We start from the raw sequence: 13,690 nt of genomic DNA, 5'->3' as shown, positions 1-13,690 counted from the left end.
GTTGTCGATCACCACGCTGGTGGCGCCCAGGGGCTTGCGCAGCGCCTCGGCCAGGTCGCGCGCGACGCGATCGGTCGGCCCGCCGGCGGCGAAGGGAACCACGATGGTGACCACCTTGTCGCCAGGGTAGTCCTGGGCATGGGCGGCCGGTGCGGCGAGTGCGGTCAGCGCCAGTGCGGCGCACAACAGGGTCTTGTTCATCATCATTTCAAAGGTCTCCAAGCAGAATCATCATCGGGCCGGCACGCGTGCGGCCAGGGGTTGCGGCTTCCAGTCCGGCCGGATGTGGCAGCCGTTCTTGCCATCGGTGTTCCAGCGCGGCTGCAGGGTCTCGCAGCGTCGCGCCAGGGCTTGCGGCGTGGGCTTCTCGCCGTTGTCGATCCAGGCCAGCATGGCGTCGAACATGGCGACGTATTCGGTGTCGCTCAGGTAGCTGTGCTCATGCTCGTCGGCGAAAACCTGCACCAGCTGGTCGGCCGTCCCGCCGGCCTCGCGCTGGGCACGGTACACACCTTCGAGTTCCACGAAGGCGGTGGGGTCGTCCATGGCATGCAGCGTCAGCGTCGGCAGGCGGGTGCGCCCCGCGGGGCGGCTGTCGACCGCCAGCGCGCCCTGCGCCTGCGGGTCGGCGGCGTAGCGCGGCACCTGCGCATCCAGCGGCTTGCCATCCACCTGGCCGGGATAGAACACGCCGACGTTGCCGAACGGGTTGCGCCCGCCCAGCCGCTGCCCGGTCAGGTCCTGGAACAGCCAGGTCGCCCAGTTCATGTGGCCGACCAGGCTGCGCTCGGGAATCTTCACCGCGCCGACGATCGCCGCCATGCGCGCATTCTGCTCGGCCGTGCGCTGCGCGCGCGGCGTGCCGGCGCCGGTGCATTCCTTGATCCGCTCGGCCAGCTGCGCGCGGGTGAGCGACGAATCCTTGGGCAGGCCCATCCACAGCGGGTATTGCGGTTCGTCCGGCTTCGGGTGGTTGCGGCACACGGCCTGGTAGACCGCGCGCAGGTCGAGGCGGAAGGTGTAGGCGCTGTCACCGCCGCCGAGCACGCCGCTGGTGAGCAGCACGCCATCGTACGGGCTGGGCTTGCCGGGCGCGGGCGCGTACAGTTCCGCGCCGATCGACGCCACGGCGCCGCCGTAGCTCTGGCCGTGCAGCAGTGTGCGGCGCGGCTGGCCGAAGTGGCGCACGAAGATCTGGCGCAGCCGCTCGGTGTCCTCGGCCGCCATGGTCACGCCGTAGCCGCCGCGGCGGTAGGTGGAGCCGGCCCAGGCGTGGCCGGCCTCGACCGTGACGGCCCAGCGCTTGAGGTCCGCTTCGCTGCGCGCGAGCTTCGGCGGGCCGGTCTCGGGTCCGCCGTGGGCATGCATGACGAGCACGCCGGTGCTGCGCTGCCAGCCTTGCGGAATGGCGATCCAGTAGTACGCGCCGGCGCCGTCCGCACCGGTGAAGCAGCGCGTGCCGGACGGCACCTCCTTCGGGCAGGTGGCCGCGGTCGGGCCGGACGCCTTCATGGCGGCGCGGTCCGCGTCGGGATCGGCGACGTCGGTACGGGCATGCGCGCAGGCCAGGAACACGAGGCTCGACAGCGCCAGCGCCGCGCGCCTTGTCTTGAGGGCAGAGAGGGTCGTCATGTCAGTGGCGCACTCCAAGTTCAAAAGCGGGATGGACGGCGTCGCCGGCCACGAAGGCAAGCAGGCCGCCGGTGAAGATCAACTGGCCCGGCCGCGGCGCAGCCGCCTGGGCGATGCCGGGAACCGGCGTGTCGTAGGCGAGCGTGGTCGCCGCACCTCCCAGGTCGAAGGCCGCGCCCGCGAGTGTGGCCTGGCGGACGTCGCCACGCACGCTCGACATCGCATAGCCGCCGTCCGCCGCGCCCGAGAGCAGGCTGGCCTGCTCCGCCAGGATGCGCATGCCGGCGCCGGTGCCATCGCGCACGAGGTGCACCGGGACCGGCGTGCTGCCGGCCATGCCGATCACCATGGAGCCGCTGAGCGCGCCGCCGCTGGTGCTGGCGCCCCCAGTGGGCGACGTGGTGTAGACATCGAACGCGCGGCGGCCCGCGGCACGGGTGATGTAGCCCTTCTCCGTCTGGGCGCAGGCCGGGTCGTAGTTCATGGCGCCGCCGGTGACGGGGTCGGCGCAATACTGGAAGGTGCCCGCATTGCGCAGGCGCACCGCGCGGGCCAGCGGCACCGGTGCGGCCGCGCCGGCCTGCTCCACGCCGAGTGCGTTGGCGATCAGGGCGACCGGGTTGAATACCGTGGGGCTGGCCTCGTTGTCCCACGTGTTCTCGAACGCCACCAGCGGCGCGAAGGCCCCGCCCGAAGGTGCGGCGACGCCGCCGTGCAGCACGCCGCCGGCGCCGAGCGTGAACACCGCCCCGCCCTCGCCGCTTGCATAGCTGCAGCCGCTCTGCGGCACCAGCGTGCCGACGCGCGTCACGCCGGCCGCGCGCTGGGCGCTGGCGTCCACGGTGATCGTGTACGCCAGCGTCGCGGGGTCGAGCCGTACGCTCAGTTCCTCGCCCAGCGTATTGCCGCCCTTGTAGGTGACGGCGGCGCCCGGCAGGTTGGGACAGGCCAGCGGGTCGGGCGTTTCGTTCACGCAGCTGTAGTTGACTGCCGCGTCCATGCTGCCGCTGCCGCGGTACTTCGGCCAAGACGGGTACTGGCACAGCGGTCGGGTGCGGCCGTAGGTGGCGCCCACCGCGTCCAGCGCCACGCCCGTTCCGGGCGCCAGGCCCTTCTCGACCCAGTTCTCCAGCGCGGACAGCGAATCCCAGTTGGGGATGAACACGCCGGTGCCGTGGCCCATGCCGGGCACGGTGTAGAAGCGCATGTGCGCCTGCGCCACATCCGTGCCGACCGTGGCCACCACGCGCTGGTAGTAGTCGATGGTGGAGTTGGGGCTGATCACCTCGTCGGCCAGGCCGTGCAGCAGGATCAGCCGGCCGCCGTGCGCGAAGAAGGGCGAGAGGTCGGCGTCGAGCGCATCGGTCAGCGCGGAGACGGCCTGCACGCGCTGCGTCCACGGGCCGGGTGCGACGGGGTCGAAACCGAGCGAGTCGAACCCGTCGATGCGCGTGACGAAGAACTTCACCCACTGGTCGCCGGTCACGTACATGTTGGCGTCGGCCGAGGTCGCCGGGTTGGCCGGGACCGGCCGCGTGCCCAGGTCGCGCGTGGTGTACGGGCCCGCCACCAGCGCGCCTTCGAGCAGGTTGTACCCGCCGGCGCGTTGCACGCCGTTGGCCAGCGGGTAGCTCAGCAGCAACGGCGACTCGATGGTGCGCACGGTGGCCAGCTGCGCGTCGGACAGGCAGTCGCTGCCGGTGTCGGCGCCACCCGCGCAGCGCAACCCGGCCAGCACCTGCGTGTTGAGCAGGCGGCAGCTCTCGACGTTGCTGACGATGCCGTCACTCGCGCCGTCCAGGCCGTCGCATGCGGACAGCGCCGCCTGCTGCACCTTCAGCGTCTTGGCCACGTTGAGCCATCCCGCTCCGCCACCGGCATACAGCGCGCGGCCGACCGCCACGTTCGACAGCCGCGCGCCGGAATAGTTGAGCGCCGGTTCGTTGGCAATGACGCCGTCGTAGTCCAGCGGCCAGCGCTGGATGTAGCCCAGCGCGTCGCGTCCGCCGGTGGACGTGCCCAGGAAGTACGCCTTGCCCGCGCGCTCGCCATAGAACGCCCGCAGCAGCTTGTGCGCCACGTCGTGCGTCTTCTTCAGCGACAGGCCGCCGTAGTTGGCCAGCGCCTCGTCGTTGGCGGCGAACTGGCCGTCGGTGATGCTCGAGGACTGGTGGCCGGAATCGTCGCCGTAGGTGGCGTAGCCCAGCGCCAGCGGCGCGGGCTTGTCGATGGGGCCGAAGCGGATCTGCTCGGTGCCGTCGATCAGCCGCCCGTTGAAGCCTCCACCGCCGAACTGGATGGCCTTGCGATTCCATGTCGCCGGCAGGTTGAGCGCGAAGTTGATGACCGGCGCCGACCCGTCCAGCGGCGCGATGGTGCCGCGCACCTTGCAATAGTCGCCCAGCGTGTTGCCGGCGGCACCGGCCGCCACGGCGCTGGCCTCGGTCACCACCGCCGCGCCGCTGGGCACGCCGATGTCGCCGGCCGCGACCGACATGCCGGCCAGGTCTGCGCAGGCCACGCGCGCGGCCGGTGGAGGGGGCGCCGGCGGGCCCGGATCGGGCTCGTCCGGGTCAGTATCGGGAGCCGGCGCCGGTGCCGGTGCCGGTGCCGGTGCGGGTGCCGGCGCCGGTGCGGGTGCGGGTGCGGGTGCAGGCGCAGGCGCAGGCGCAGGTGCAGGTGCAGGCGCAGGTGCAGGCGCAGGTGTCGCAGGGTCGCTGTTGCCGCCGCCGCACGCGGCCAATGCCAGGCAGGCGCCAACGCAGAGTGCCGCCGGGGCGCGCAGCAGGAATTCTTGGGGAAGCGCGGTGCGCATGATGTCTCTTGTCTCCATTCATGATGGCTCGCGCTTCAGGGTCAAACGCGGCCGCCTCTTCGATGCGCGCCGAAGATAGGTCCGCCACTGACTTAGGGTCAAATAAAATGATCGGGTAGTTCCGATACGAAAAACATATGGAGACGGCCATGGACCTGCGGGCCCTGCGCTATTTCGCCGCCGTGGCGGAAACCGGCCACATGACGCGCGCCGCGGAGCGGCTGGGCATCCAGCAGCCGCCCTTGTCGCAACAGATCAAGCAGCTCGAACGCACGCTGGGGCTGACGCTGTTCAAGCGCCACCCCCGCGGCGTGACGCTCACGGAAGCCGGCCGCCTGTTCCAGGCCGAGGCCCTGCGCCTGCTCGACGACGCCCAGGCCATGCGCACGCGCATGAAGCGGGTGGCCGAAGGCCAGGCCGGCGTGCTGCGCGTGGGCTTCACCAGTTCGGCGGCGGCGCACCGCTTCGTGCCCGACGCGCTGCGCGCCTTCCGCCAGTCGCACCCGGAGGTGGAGATGCAACTGCGCGAGGCCAACGCCGCCGACCTGACCGAGGCGCTGGCCGCCGGCCGCCTGCACGTCGCGCTGCTGCGCCGGCCGGTGGCGCGGCCGCAAGGGCTTGCCTTCGACACCCTGCTGCACGAGCCGCTGGTGGCCGCCCTGCCGATCGACCGCGCGCCCGAAGTCGCCGGCAGCGGCTCGCGGGCACTGACGCTGGCGCGCTTGTGCGGCGACCCGCTGATCCTCGTGCGGCGCCCGGGCGCGCCGGGCATGTATGCGGACCTGCTCGCGCTGTGCCACGCCCAGGGCCTCGAACCGCGCGTGGCCGCCGAGGTCGATCGCATGATGACCAACCTGAACCTGGTGGCGGCCGGCGTCGGCGTGTCGGTGGTGCCCGCTTCCATGGCAGGCGTGCATCCGCACGCGGTGGCCTATCTGCCGCTCAAGGGTTGCGAGTCGCTCGATGCCCCGCTGACCGTGGCCTGGCGCGACGGCGAGGACAGCCTGCCGGCGCAGCGCTTTCATGCGCTGTTGCGCAAGCAGGCGGCGCGACCCGCAAGAACGGCGAGGAAGGCATGACGCAACGCCCCTTCGCGCCGAAGATGCCACGCGCAGCCACGTCGGAAGCGGCAGGCGTGCACCGTCGCCGCCTCGTGCTAGCGGCGGGCTTCGGCCTCGGCCTTGGCGCGTGGGCGCCGGCATCGGCACAGGCGCCGCGCCGGGAGGCCTGGCCGGCGACGGAACGGGAAGGCGCGAATGCGGCTTCGGGCAGCTGGCCTTCGCGCGCGATCCGTCTGCTGGTCGTCTATCCGCCCGGAGGCGTTTCCGACCTCATGGCGCGCGCATTGGCCGAACCGCTGGCGGCAGCCCTGGGGCAGCCCGTGCTGGTGGAACACCGGCCAGGCGCCGGCGGCAGCGTCGGCCTGGATGCGCTCTCGCGCGCGCCGGCCGACGGCCACACGCTGGCGTTCTCTGCCATCAGCCCCATCACGCTGCAGCCGCAGGTGGTGCCCGCCGCGGCCCACGAGCGGCTGCAGACTCTCGCGCCGGTGACCGGCGTGATGCGCACGCCTGTGTTGGTGACGGCCACGCCTTCCTTTGCGGGCCGCGACTTCGACGACGTGCTGGCGCAGGCGCGCGCGCGTCCCGGGTCGCTGCGCTGGGCCAGTTCGGGCATTGCCACCACCGGCCACCTGGTACTCGCGCAGGTGCGCGCGCTGACCGACGTGGACATCACGCACATCCCCTACCAGGGCGGCGGTCCGCAGCTGAACGACGCACTGGCCGGGCATTTCGAACTGCTGTCCACCAACGTCGCGGCGCAGCAGTTGCGCTATGTCGAATCGGGCCGCCTGCGGGCGCTGGCCGTCGGTGCACCGCATCGGCTGGCCGCACTTCCGCGCGTGCCGACACTGGCCGAGCTTGGTTTCGAAGCGGCCAACCGCGATTCGCTGTTCGGCATCTTCGCGCCGCCGGCCACGCCACGCGCCGTGGTCCAGCGGCTCAATGCCGAGTTGGTGCGCATCCTGGCCACGCCCCCGATGCGCGAGCGGCTGCGCCAGTCTTACAACCTGCCGGCGGCCGGCAGCGCCGACGACCTGGCGCGCGAGATGGCGCTCGACCGGGAGCGCAACGCAGCGCTGGTGGCGCGTGATCCGGGGGCGTTCGAGTGAGCGCGCCTGCCGCTGCGCTCCCGATTCAGTCCACGGTACTCAACAACTGCCCGAACACCTCCCACTGCGAGCCGCTGAACTTCGCCAGTTGTGCCTGCTTGACCAGGAAGTAGTCCTTCGGCGAGGTGTTGAGCGCCATGCCTGGCAGCATCAGGGGCAGCTTGAGGTTCTTGATGCTGGTCGCCTGCTTCATGACGTTCTCGCGCGACAGGTCGTCGCCGCAGGCGGTCAGGACGTGCACCATGGTCTGCGCGGCGATGTAGGCGTACAGGTTCGAGGCGTCCTTCGGGTCGCCATCGGTGTAGTAGCGGCCCATGAAGGCGCGCCATTCCAGCATGGCCGGGTCGTCCTTCCACTGGGCATCGTTGGGGTCCTTGTAGTACTGCACCGTCAGCAGGCCGACGGCCTTGTCCAGGCCCGCCGGCGTCAGCACCGAGCCGACCGAGGCGCCCACGTTGTTGAGCAGGTGCAGCGGCTTCCAGCCCGAGTCGTAGGCCTTGCGCACCGCCTGGGCGGCGAACTTGGGCGTGGTGATGTTGATGAAAGTGTCGGCGCCCGAACCCTGCAGCGTGACGATCTGCGAATCCACGGTCGGGTCGCTGACCTCGTAGCTGGCCTCGGCCACGATCATCTTCGCGCCCTTGGCACCGAGGCCGTCCTTCACGCCCTTGAGCAGGTCTTTGCCGAAGTCGTCGTTCTGGTAGAGGATGGCGACCTTCGCATTCGGCTTTTCCTTGAGCAGGTACTTGGCGTAGATGACGCCTTCGGCCTGGTAGCTGAGGTTGAAGCCCAGCGTCCAGGGGAAGTGCTCCGGGTCGGCCCACTTGGTGGCGCCGGTGGCCAGGAACAGGTGGGGCACCTTGCGCGCATTCACGTACTTGTGGATGGCCGAGTTGCTCGGCGTGCCCAGCGTCTGGAACAGCGCCAGCACCTGCTCCTGCTCCACCAGGCGGCGCACCTGCTCCACCGCCTTGGGCGGGCTGTAGCCGTCGTCGAGGCTGATCAGGTTGACCTTGCGGCCCTTGATGCCGCCCTTTTCATTGAGCATCTTGAAGTAGGCCTGCTGCAGCCGGCCGATGGTGCCGTAGGCCGAGGCGGGTCCGCTGTACGGCATGGTCTGGCCGAGCTTGATCTCCGTGTCGCTCGCGCCCGGGCCGTACTTCTTCTGGGCGTGCGCCGGCAGGGCCGCCGCGGCCAGGAGCGATGCGCCGGTGATCAACGCCGTGCGCCGGTCGGGATGGTGCTGCTGTGTCATGGGGTGTCTCCTCTTGGTTCCAACGACGAACGATTCGGGCCGGCTCGCGCCGGTCCGGCCTGGGAACTCAGGTCCTGCGGCGCGCGCGCCAGCGCGCGGCCAGGCCGCGCAGCAATCCGGCGACGCCGAAGGGCATCACGTACATGAACACGATCAGGAAAACGCCGTAGATCGCCCACGGCGCGGCCTTCGAGATGTGGTCCGCCACATTCGGGATGAACTGGATGAACAGCGCGCCGTAGATCGCGCCCTGGATGGATGCCAGCCCGCCCACCACCACGCCGACGATGAGCGTGATCGACAGGAACACCGTGAACGAGTCGGGTGCGACGAACTGCACGACGATGGCACCGAGCGCCCCGGCGATGCCGGTGTACATGGCCGACACGCCGAAGGTCAGCGACTTGACCATCGCCGTGTTCACCCCCATGGCGCGCGCCGCGATCGGCTGGTCGCGGATTGCCACCATGGCCCGGCCGATGCGCCCGCGCAGGATGTTCCAGGCCAGCAGGAACATCAGCAGCACCCAGGCGAGCGCGAAGAAGTACAGCCACCGGTCCTGCGACAGGCCGCTCCAGGCCGGCGCGTCCGGCTTGACGATGACGATGCCCATGGCGCCGCCGGTCCAGTGCTCGAAGTGCTTGTACTTGAGGATCTGCGGCATGGCCACGCCCAGCGCGAAGGTGGCCAGCGCCAGGTACAGGCCGTCCAGCCGCAACGCGGGCAGGCCGAACAGGAAGCCGGCCAGCAGGCACACCGCGCCGGCCGCGGGCAGCGTGGCCCAGTACGGCACCCCGAACTTGTCCATCAGGATGGCGGCCACGTAGGCGCCGATGGCGTAGAAGGCGCCATGGCCCAGCGAGATCTGGCCGTTGTAGCCGGTGAGCATGTTCAGCCCCAGCAGCGCGATCGCGTAGACCAGCGCCAGCGTGAGCTGGAACACCCGGTAGTCGCTCAGCAGGAAAGGCAGCACGCAGGCCGCGGCCAGCACCACGGCCAGCAGCAGCCGCTGGTGCGTCGATTTCATCGCCGCCGGCCGTGCGAACGGCTGCGCGGCCGCCGCGTCGAGGGTCGGCGCCGGGACAGGCAATGATTCGGATGGACTCGACATCGTCAGACCCTCGTGACGTGGACCTTGCCGAACAGCCCCGAGGGCCGGACCACCAGCACGCCGACGATCAGCACCAGCGCCACGGTCAGCTTGAGCTCGGTGCCCAGCACCGAGCCGACGACGTTCTCCAGCACGCCGACGATGAAGCCGCCGAGCACCGCCCCGCCCGGGCTGTCGATGCCGCCGAGCAGCGCGGCGGCGAAGGCGTACAGCAGGATGCCCGACATCATGTTGGGCTCCAGGAACACCGTGGGCGCCACCATGATCCCGGCGATGGCGCCGATGGCCGATGCCAGCCCCCAGCCCAGCGCCAGCATCCAGCCCACGCGCACGCCCACCAGGCGGCTCGATTCCGGGTTCTGCGCCGCCGCCCGCATCGCCAGCCCGAGCGGGGTGAAGCGGAAGAACGCGAACACGGCCAGCAGCACCAGCAGCGTCACGCCGATGGCGCCCAGCTCGTGCGAGGTGACGAATGTGTTGCCGAACAGCGGCTCGGCCGGGAACGGGCTGGGAAACGGCTTGATCGTGTACGTGAAGATCCAGCCGGCCAGGCTGTTGAGGATGACCAGCAGGCCGATGAAGACGATCACCACCGACAGGATCGATGCGTTCTCCACCGGCTGCACCACCACGCGCTCGATGAGCGCGCCGAGCACGAAGGCGATCGCCACCGTCGCGAAGAAGGCGCCCCAGTACGGCACGCCGGCATGGATCAGGCTCCAGGCGATGTAGGTAGAGAACATCGCCAGCTCGCCCTGCGCGAAGTTCACCAGGTGGGTGGCCTGGTAGATCATCACCAGCGCCAGCGCCACGCTGGCGTAGATGCCGCCGGTGGCCAGGCCGGAAAGAATCTGGTGGACGAGCACGTTCATCTAGTACCCCAGGTAGGAGCGGCGCACGGCCTCGTCGTTGCGGATGTCCTCGGCCGGTCCGGAGATCACCACCCGGCCCGTTTCGAGCAGGTAGGCCGTGTCGGCCAGCCGCAGCGCCAGCGCCGCGTTCTGCTCCACCAGCAGCATGCTGACCCCGTCGCGCCGGTTGATCTCGCCGAAGATCTCGAACATCTCCTGCACGATGCGCGGCGCCAGCCCGAACGAGGGCTCGTCGAGCAGCATCAGGCGCGGCCGCAGCATCAACGCGCGCGAGACGGCCAGCATCTGCTGCTCGCCGCCCGACAGCGTGCCGGCCTGCTGCCGCCGCCGCTCGGCCAGCCGCGGGAAGTAGCCGTAGATGCGGGCGTAGTCCTGCTCCACCTGCGCCTTGTCGCGCCGGGTGTAGGCGCCCATGCGCAGGTTCTCCTCCACCGTCAGGTTGACGAAGGTGCCGCGCCCGTCGGGCACGTGCGCCACGCCGCGCCGCACGATGTGCTCGGTGCTGCGCCCGTCGATGCGGCTGCCGCCCAGCTCGATCTCGCCGCTGGTGCGCACCATGCCGCACACCGCGCGCAAGGTGGTGGTCTTGCCGGCCCCGTTGGCGCCGAGGATGGTGGTGATGCCGCCTTCGGCCACGCCGAAATCCAGGCCGTGCAGCACCTTCACCGCGCCGTACTGCGCCTGCAGCTGGCGGCAGCTGAGCAATTGCGACATCAGCTCACTCCTCCCAGGTAGGCGCTCACGACCGCCTCGTTCGCCTGCACCTCGGCCGGCGTGCCGTCGGCGATGACGCGGCCGAAGTCGAGCGCCACCACGCGGTCGGACACGCGCATGACGAGGTTCATGTGGTGCTCCACCAGCAGCATCGTCAGCTGCAGGCGGTCGCGCACGGTGCGCAGCAGTGCCATCAGCGCGCCCACTTCCTCGTGGTTCAGGCCGCCGGCCGGCTCGTCGAGCAGCAGCAGCTTGGGCTGGCTGGCGAGCGCGCGTCCCAGCTCCACCCGCTTCTGCGTGCCGAAAGGCAGGTCGGCCACCGGGGTGTGCGCCACGGGCCCGAGGTCGAGCAACCGCACCAGCTCGTCGGTGTGCGCCGCAAGGCCCGCCTCCTCCCTGCCCACCCACGGCATGCGCAGGGCGTTCGAGAGGAATCCGCTACGGGTGCGGCAATGGCCGCCGAGCATGATGTTCTGCCGCACGGTCATCGTGCGGAACAGGGCCAGGTTCTGGAAGGTGCGGCCGATGCCCAGCGCCGCAATGCCGTGCGCCGGCGTCAGCTTGAGCGAACGCCCTTCGAACAGGATGTCGCCCTCGCTGGGCTCGTACAGTCGCGACAGGCAGTTGAACAAGGTGGTCTTGCCAGCGCCGTTGGGCCCGATCAACCCCACGATGTACCCGGCGGGCACGCCGAAGGTCACCTTGTCGAGCGCGGTGATGCCACCGAAACGGACGGTGACGCCCTCGACACGCAGCAGATCGACGCGGGTTGCAGGCGAGACGATGACCGGCTCCTGGCAAGACCTGGTTCCGCACGCCATGCGCGCGGTGCGAAGTGTCCTGGCCGAGCGTTGCGCGCCGCATCTGCGGGCTCGTGCAACGCTTCGAAACAGGGTGCTACTTGGGGGCCGAAGGTTAGAGCGAGTCCGCCGGGCCGGAACCCGGCAATACCCTTGTCCGGGTTGTCGCGTATGCGACGCCGCCGGCTTTCAGGCGGTCGCCATGCGGGCCGGGCGGCGCGTGCGCATGAGCAGGCCGAAGGCGATCGACATGTTCAGAAGGTTCCAGCCGATGCCGTTGAGGAAAGCGGCGTGATAGCTGCCGGTGAGGTCGAACACCTTGCCGGACATCCAGCCGCCCAGCGCCATGCCGAACAGCGTGCACATGATCACCGTGCCCACGCGCGCACCGGCCTCGCTGGCCGGGAAGTGCTCGCGCACGATGATGGCGTACGAGGGCACGATGCCGCCCTGGAACAGGCCGAACAGCGCCGACACCACGAACAGCGGCACCATCGCGTCGAACGGCAGGAACAGCAGCAGCGCGATGCACTGCAGCACCGAGCCAAGCAGCAGCGTGCGCAGACCGCCGATTCGGTCGCAGATGGCGCCCGAGATCAGCCGGCTGACGATGCCGAAGGCCAGCATCACCGACAGCATCTGCGCTCCGCGCGCCGCGCCCAGGCCGAGGTCGGTGCAGTAGGCGACGATGTGCACCTGCGGCATGGACATCGCCACGCAGCAGGCGACGCCGGCCAGGCACAGCAGGGCCTGGGCGGCGCCGGGGCTCAGGCCGAAAGGCCGCGCATCCGGCGCCGGCGCGTGCGTCGCCTGTCCGGCCGGCAGCGCGGTGGCCGCCGGCGGCCGCGCGCGCAGCAGCAGCGCCAGCCCCGCCATGCAGACTCCGCAGAACAGGCCCATGCCGGTGTAGGTCTGGCGCCAGCCGACGGTCTCGATGAAATGCTGGACGATCGGCGGCCACACCGCGCCGGCGATGTAGTTGCCGCTGGCGCACATCGCCACCGCGATGCCGCGCCGCCGCACGAACCACAGCGTGGTGTCGGCCACCAGCGGCGCGAAAGCGCAGGAACTGCCGAGAAATCCCACCAGCACGCCCTGCACCAGCGCAAAGGCCAGGATGCTGCCGGCCAGGCCGCTGGCCACGTAGCCGCACAGCGTGCCGACGGCGCCTAGCAGCAGCGCCCACATCACGCCGAACCGATCCGCAATGCGCCCCATCAGCACGCCGCCGAGGCCGAACCCGAGCAGCAGCAGCGTGTAGGGCAGCGAGGCGTCGGCGCGCGAGGCGCCGAACTCGGCCTGCACCGCCGGCAGCATGACAGACACCACGTACATGCCGCTGCTGCCCACGGTCATGAACAACATGGTGACGATCAGGCGCACCCAGGCGTAGCGCGAATCGGGCAGGTGCGGACCCACGTAGGGAGGCGAGGAAACGGGCATCGGCGGCATTGTGCGCCGGGACGCCCGAGCGCGCCCGGTGCCAGCTTGCGCTCGCGCACGCGCGGCCGCCCGGTGGTACGGGCGCGGGCTACTACCCATTTCGCGCCGCGGAGCTTTCCCCTATCATTTGATCAAACATCACTGATTAAGGATCGGTGCGACCGCCATGCAGCCCGCCGAGAGCAGTCCGGACCCCTTGAGCCATCTGGCGCCCATCACGCGCACGTCGGTCAACGAATCGGTCTACCAGGCCCTGCGCAACAAGCTCATGCACGGCGAGTACCGGGCCGGGCAGACGCTGGGCATCCAGTACCTGGCCGATGCGCTGGGCACCAGCACCATGCCCGTGCGCGAGGCGCTGCGCCGCCTGGTGGCGCAGCAGGGGCTCGAGCCGCTGCCCAACGGCACCACGCGCGTGCCGCTGATCACGCGCGAGCGGCTTGCCGACATCCGCCGCAACCGCGTCCTCGTCGAGGGCACGGCACTCGAATGGGCCGCGCCGCACCTGGGCCGCGCGCAGCTCGACGAGCTCGAGAAGCTGGCCAACGAGATCACCCTGGCGCGCCGCACCCGCGAGGGCGTGGCGACCAGCCTGGAAAAGAACCTGGTCTTCCACTTCACCCTCTACCAGGCTGCCCAGTCGCCCGTGCTGCTGGCCCTGATCGAGAGCCTGTGGCTGCAGTCCGGCGCGTACCTGCGCGCCACGCGCGAGTTCCTGCACACCGCGGAGCAGCCGGCCGACCACCTGCACGAGCAGACCGTCGCCGCGCTGCGCGCCGGCAATCCCGCCAAGGCGCGCCAGCGCATCGAGGCGGACATCAGCTGGATCTTCGACCGGCTCGACATCGACCTGAAATAACCCGCCAGCAGGCCCC

The 13,690-nt window shown here is 70.5% G+C and carries 11 protein-coding genes and 1 pseudogene; 3 read left to right on the top strand and 9 right to left on the bottom strand.

Going from position 1 to position 13,690, the window contains the following annotated elements; genetic code table 11:
• The 3 genes and pseudogenes from VES41_RS19385 to VES41_RS19375 all read right to left on the bottom strand — a co-directional run.
• Positions 1 to 201: pseudogene (locus VES41_RS19385) on the bottom strand (tripartite tricarboxylate transporter substrate binding protein BugD); the annotation flags it as partial.
• Between the two features lie 30 nt (positions 202 to 231).
• The gene (locus tag VES41_RS19380) at positions 232 to 1,632 is read right to left on the bottom strand and encodes a hypothetical protein (RefSeq protein WP_324820395.1); all 1,401 of its coding nucleotides are present in this window, start codon (positions 1,630 to 1,632) and stop codon (positions 232 to 234) included.
• 1 nt (position 1,633) lies between these two features.
• Complete coding sequence (locus VES41_RS19375; RefSeq protein ID WP_324820393.1) at positions 1,634 to 4,447, bottom strand: tannase/feruloyl esterase family alpha/beta hydrolase; 2,814 nt, start codon at positions 4,445 to 4,447, stop codon at positions 1,634 to 1,636.
• Positions 4,448 to 4,596: 149 nt separating this feature from the next.
• On the opposite strand from VES41_RS19375, the gene VES41_RS19370 reads away from it, so the two are divergent.
• Both VES41_RS19370 and VES41_RS19365 read left to right on the top strand, forming a co-directional pair.
• Positions 4,597 to 5,526, top strand: a complete 930-nt coding sequence (locus VES41_RS19370) for a LysR substrate-binding domain-containing protein (protein ID WP_324820391.1) — start codon at positions 4,597 to 4,599, stop codon at positions 5,524 to 5,526.
• Positions 5,523 to 6,620, top strand: a complete 1,098-nt coding sequence (locus VES41_RS19365; RefSeq protein WP_324820388.1) for a tripartite tricarboxylate transporter substrate binding protein — start codon at positions 5,523 to 5,525, stop codon at positions 6,618 to 6,620. The genes VES41_RS19370 and VES41_RS19365 overlap by 4 nt, the downstream gene beginning before the upstream one ends.
• A 25-nt stretch (positions 6,621 to 6,645) precedes the next feature.
• Here VES41_RS19365 and VES41_RS19360 read toward each other — a convergent pair whose 3' ends face one another.
• From VES41_RS19360 to VES41_RS19335, 6 genes are all read right to left on the bottom strand, one after another.
• Positions 6,646 to 7,875: an ABC transporter substrate-binding protein gene (locus tag VES41_RS19360; RefSeq protein WP_324820386.1), complete on the bottom strand. Its 1,230-nt coding sequence runs from the start codon at positions 7,873 to 7,875 to the stop codon at positions 6,646 to 6,648.
• Between the two features lie 67 nt (positions 7,876 to 7,942).
• Positions 7,943 to 8,986, bottom strand: a complete 1,044-nt coding sequence (locus VES41_RS19355) for a branched-chain amino acid ABC transporter permease (RefSeq protein WP_414719185.1) — start codon at positions 8,984 to 8,986, stop codon at positions 7,943 to 7,945.
• Positions 8,987 to 8,988: 2 nt separating this feature from the next.
• Positions 8,989 to 9,858, bottom strand: a complete 870-nt coding sequence (locus tag VES41_RS19350; protein ID WP_324820384.1) for a branched-chain amino acid ABC transporter permease — start codon at positions 9,856 to 9,858, stop codon at positions 8,989 to 8,991.
• A complete protein-coding gene (locus tag VES41_RS19345) occupies positions 9,859 to 10,572 on the bottom strand; it encodes an ABC transporter ATP-binding protein (protein WP_324820382.1) in 714 nt (237 codons plus the stop codon).
• Complete coding sequence (locus tag VES41_RS19340) at positions 10,572 to 11,393, bottom strand: ABC transporter ATP-binding protein (protein WP_324820380.1); 822 nt, start codon at positions 11,391 to 11,393, stop codon at positions 10,572 to 10,574. Before VES41_RS19340 ends, VES41_RS19345 begins: the two co-directional genes overlap by 1 nt.
• Positions 11,394 to 11,561: 168 nt before the next feature.
• Positions 11,562 to 12,815, bottom strand: a complete 1,254-nt coding sequence (locus tag VES41_RS19335; protein WP_324820378.1) for an MFS transporter — start codon at positions 12,813 to 12,815, stop codon at positions 11,562 to 11,564.
• Positions 12,816 to 12,981: 166 nt separating this feature from the next.
• On the opposite strand from VES41_RS19335, the gene VES41_RS19330 reads away from it, so the two are divergent.
• Positions 12,982 to 13,674 (top strand): GntR family transcriptional regulator, encoded by a 693-nt coding sequence (locus tag VES41_RS19330; protein ID WP_324820376.1) that lies wholly within the window; start codon positions 12,982 to 12,984, stop codon positions 13,672 to 13,674.
• Positions 13,675 to 13,690: the final 16 nt, after the last annotated feature.

The organism is Variovorax sp. (assembly GCF_035634955.1).
Lineage (GTDB): Bacteria > Pseudomonadota > Gammaproteobacteria > Burkholderiales > Burkholderiaceae_C > Variovorax.
Note: the sequence above shows the minus strand (reverse complement) of the source record. Positions and strands in the feature narration are given on the sequence as shown.